This window comes from Protofrankia sp. Cas8, from assembly GCF_963555845.1.
Lineage (GTDB): Bacteria > Actinomycetota > Actinomycetes > Frankiales > Frankiaceae > Protofrankia.
In genome coordinates this window covers 1-3,385 of record NZ_CAUVXI010000078.1, presented here as the reverse complement: position 1 = coordinate 3,385, position 3,385 = coordinate 1, and the positions used below count along the sequence as shown (strand labels likewise).

Sequence of the window (3,385 nt, the reverse complement as noted above, 5' to 3'; positions counted from 1 at the left end):
TGGCAGCGGGAGCTGGAGGACGCCTTTCCGTTCCGCGAGACGCCCGACCAGCTCTCAGCCATCGAGGAGGTGAAGGCCGACATGCGCAAACCCGTCCCGATGGACCGGATCATCTGCGGCGATGTCGGCTACGGCAAGACCGAGATTGCGGTGCGGGCTGCGTTCAAGGCGGTGCAGGACGGCAAGCAGGTCGCCATTCTCGTCCCGACCACGCTGCTCGTCCAACAGCATTTGCAGACGTTCTCCGAGCGGTATGCGGCATTCCCGGTGACCGTGCGGGCGATGTCGCGGTTCAATTCCGCGTCCGAGCAGAAGGCTGTGCTGGAAGGGCTCGCCAAGGGCGGTGTCGACATAGTCATCGGAACCCACCGGCTGCTGTCGTCCGCGTCCCACTTCAAGGATCTCGGCCTGGTGATAATCGACGAGGAGCAACGGTTCGGCGTCGAGCACAAGGAATACCTGAAGAAGATGCGGACCGCGGTGGACGTGCTCACGATGAGCGCCACCCCGATTCCCCGGACGTTGGAGATGTCGATCACCGGTATCCGGGAGCTGTCGACGATCGACACCCCGCCGGAGGAACGGCACCCGGTGCTCACCTTCGTCGGCCCGAGCGACAACCGGCAGGTCACCGCAGCGATCCGGCGCGAACTGCTGCGAGAGGGCCAGGTTTTCTTCATCCACAACCGGGTGGAGTCGATCGACGCGGCCGCGGCGAGGCTGCGCGAGCTCGTCCCGGAGGCGCGTATCGCCACCGCCCACGGCCAGATGGGCGAGGACGCCCTCGAACAGGTGATGGTCGCGTTCTGGGAAAAGCAGTTCGACGTGCTCGTCTGTACCACGATCGTCGAATCCGGGCTCGACATCTCCAATGCCAACACCCTCATCGTGGAACGTGCCGACGTGTTCGGTCTCTCCCAGCTGCACCAGCTACGGGGACGTGTCGGGCGTGGTCGGGAACGCGCGTATGCGTACTTTCTCTACCCGCCGGACAAACCGCTCACCGAAACCGCGCACGACCGGCTCGCCACCATTGCCCAGCACGCCGACCTCGGCGCCGGTATGGCCGTTGCCATGAAGGACCTGGAAATACGCGGAGCTGGTAACCTTCTCGGCGGCGAACAGTCCGGGCATATCGCCTCGGTCGGTTTCGATCTCTATGTGCGTATGGTCGGCGAGGCTGTCGCGGATTTCAAGGGGACCGCGGTCGAGGAACTGCCCGATGTCAAGGTGGAACTCCCGGTGAACGCGAGCCTGCCGCACGACTACGTCCCGAGCGAGCGGCTGCGTCTGGACGCCTACCGGCGCCTCGCCGGTGCCGCCGACGACGACGACATCGCCGAGGTGCGCGCGGAACTGCTCGACCGGTTCGGCGCGCTGCCGGAGCCGGCGGAGAACCTGCTCGCGGTCGCGTCGCTGCGCGTACTCGCCCGCCGCTACGGCGTCAGCGAGATCACCGTTGCAGGCCGTCAGGTGCGGTTCGCTCCGCTGGAACTGCGCGAAAGCCAGATCATGCGCCTGCAGCGGCTGTACAAGGGGTCCGTGGTCAAGCAGGCGGTGCGTACGATCCTGGTGCCGGCACCGGCGGAATCCCCGCGGATCGGTGCCCGGCCGTTGCGCGACCGCGCCGTCCTCGCCTGGGCCGCCGGCGTACTGGACGCCGTCGTGGGTGACTCGATAGCCGCCGCCGCCACCGCAGCATCCGCATCCCGCTGATCCGTCGTTCCGCTTCTCAGGATCATGTCTTTGAGTGTCGGGACCCGCCGCATCCGTTCCAGCTGCGTCAGATCCCGGAGGCCCTCATCGTGACCCCTGCGTGTTCTGTACGATCATCAATGGCCTACGCCCACCAGCTCACCGCCCACCTACGCGAAATCCACCAGCCGGCCGGAATCAACGTCATCCAGTCCAACGGCACGGCGGCAACCCAGACTGTGTGGCACCTACACATCCATCTTGTCTTCCGTTGGCACGGCGATCGGTGTGGCCCGATCTGGCCGGCGTAGGATTCCCGTAACAACCAAAACAACCGGAAATGGGGAGCCGTTGCCATTTTCTGACCTATTCGGTGTGTGTGGCGCGGCCCCTGGTGTCAGCACTTCTCCGGTTTCCGAAACGTGGTTGATCGTGACGTTCAGGATGAGGGGAGTTTCAGGGTGGATGTGTCGCCTCCAGCGAACTTGTCTGGAATTCGTAGCCCGATGATGAACGCCCGCTCGCACGGTTACTAGATAGGGGTCGAGCGCCAGCTACGAGTCGTCGCGGCCGGAAAAATCGCTGAATGCGCGGTCGAGGTATAGGGCGAGGACTATGTCCCGGTCCGAAATCCGTTGCCCGATGTCCCAGGTCGTCAGGTAGACGTTCAGAGTGCGCCAGACGTTTTCCCACCGTGGATGGTGCCATATCGTGATGCAGCCGGGAACGACCAAGCTCATGAATCCGATGGCGTCCGTGAACGTCTTGAACTTATACTCGCGGAAGAGTTCTACCCGACTCTGTGACTCGGCCCCAGGAAACGGGCTCGTGGTTCTTCGCCAACGGTGCAGAGATCCGTTCAGCGCGGCGTCAATCCGCTCGTCCGACAAGGGATCGGGTTTTTCCCGCATTGGCGCCGGGTAGAGACCGAGGTCCGCATGATTCTTGAGCGGAGCATTCGTCAGCGCCTCGATCCTGCTTATGATTAGTTTGGTGTCGTGATCCCAGTAGTCGCGTCGTATCTCAACCGCCTGGTGACGGGGAAGATCAGCAAGTGAAGTTGGGAACTTGTCCGTGGGCGGCATCCGGGCACCTTGCACAAGAACCGGGAGAACCGCCTTTTTCGTCGCGAGTGCATTCTCGAGTTCTCGGCGTACCCAATCATCTGGTTGATCTATCCTCCGATAGCCGAACTCGTCGCTTACGCGTAACCAGTTCACGCCCATGACAGCGAGGACAACTGGGGCAGCCTGGAGTGCGTCTTCGACCTCGCGAGGCCACTCGTCGCCTATCCCTATCGCGGACGTGTCGAGGAAGACGGCCGTGTCTCCGAGCTGTGCGCGAAGCGTCTCCTGAAGCCTTCCGGCCTCGGCGCTGGTGTCATCTCTCCGGTAACTGATGAAGACGACTGTTTCCGCCACTGCCCACCTCACAACCAGTCGACACTCTCATTCCCGGGACGCAGACGATTCTAAAGGGAGCGGCCGGGTACGCCTGCCCGCGTCGGCTGAGCCGGCAACACCGGTTGGCGATCCGGCTCTGGCCGATGGGGCCGAACCGAGCCGAATGGGGACTGTCCGACCATCCCATCCCATCTCATCCCACTGCACTGCCCTGCCCTGCATCGCACCTGCTGCGCTGTGGTCCGCAATGGATCCAGTGGTGGTCGGGCTAATATGCACATCCTGTA

The 3,385-nt window shown here is 63.4% G+C and carries 3 protein-coding genes; 2 read left to right on the top strand and 1 reads right to left on the bottom strand.

Translation table 11 applies throughout. From position 1 onward, the window contains the following. Positions 1-1,716, top strand: a 1,716-nt coding sequence (mfd, locus tag U9977_RS13225; protein WP_322749545.1) for a transcription-repair coupling factor, incomplete at its 5' end; no start/stop codon positions are given. A gap of 119 nt (positions 1,717-1,835) precedes the next feature. Next, positions 1,836-2,006 carry an HIT family protein gene (locus U9977_RS26955; RefSeq protein ID WP_416210592.1) on the top strand — a complete coding sequence of 57 codons (171 nt, stop codon included), beginning with the start codon at positions 1,836-1,838 and terminating at the stop codon, positions 2,004-2,006. Between the two features lie 243 nt (positions 2,007-2,249). Here U9977_RS26955 and U9977_RS13220 read toward each other — a convergent pair whose 3' ends face one another. Further along, positions 2,250-3,116 carry a 4a-hydroxytetrahydrobiopterin dehydratase gene (locus tag U9977_RS13220; RefSeq protein WP_322749544.1) on the bottom strand — a complete coding sequence of 289 codons (867 nt, stop codon included), beginning with the start codon at positions 3,114-3,116 and terminating at the stop codon, positions 2,250-2,252. Positions 3,117-3,385 lie beyond the last annotated feature (269 nt).

Coding starts and splice junctions, on each gene's coding strand:
- U9977_RS26955 (WP_416210592.1), top strand. CDS start 1,836: ATGGCCTACGCCCACCAGCTCACCGCCCACCTACGCGAAATCCACCAG.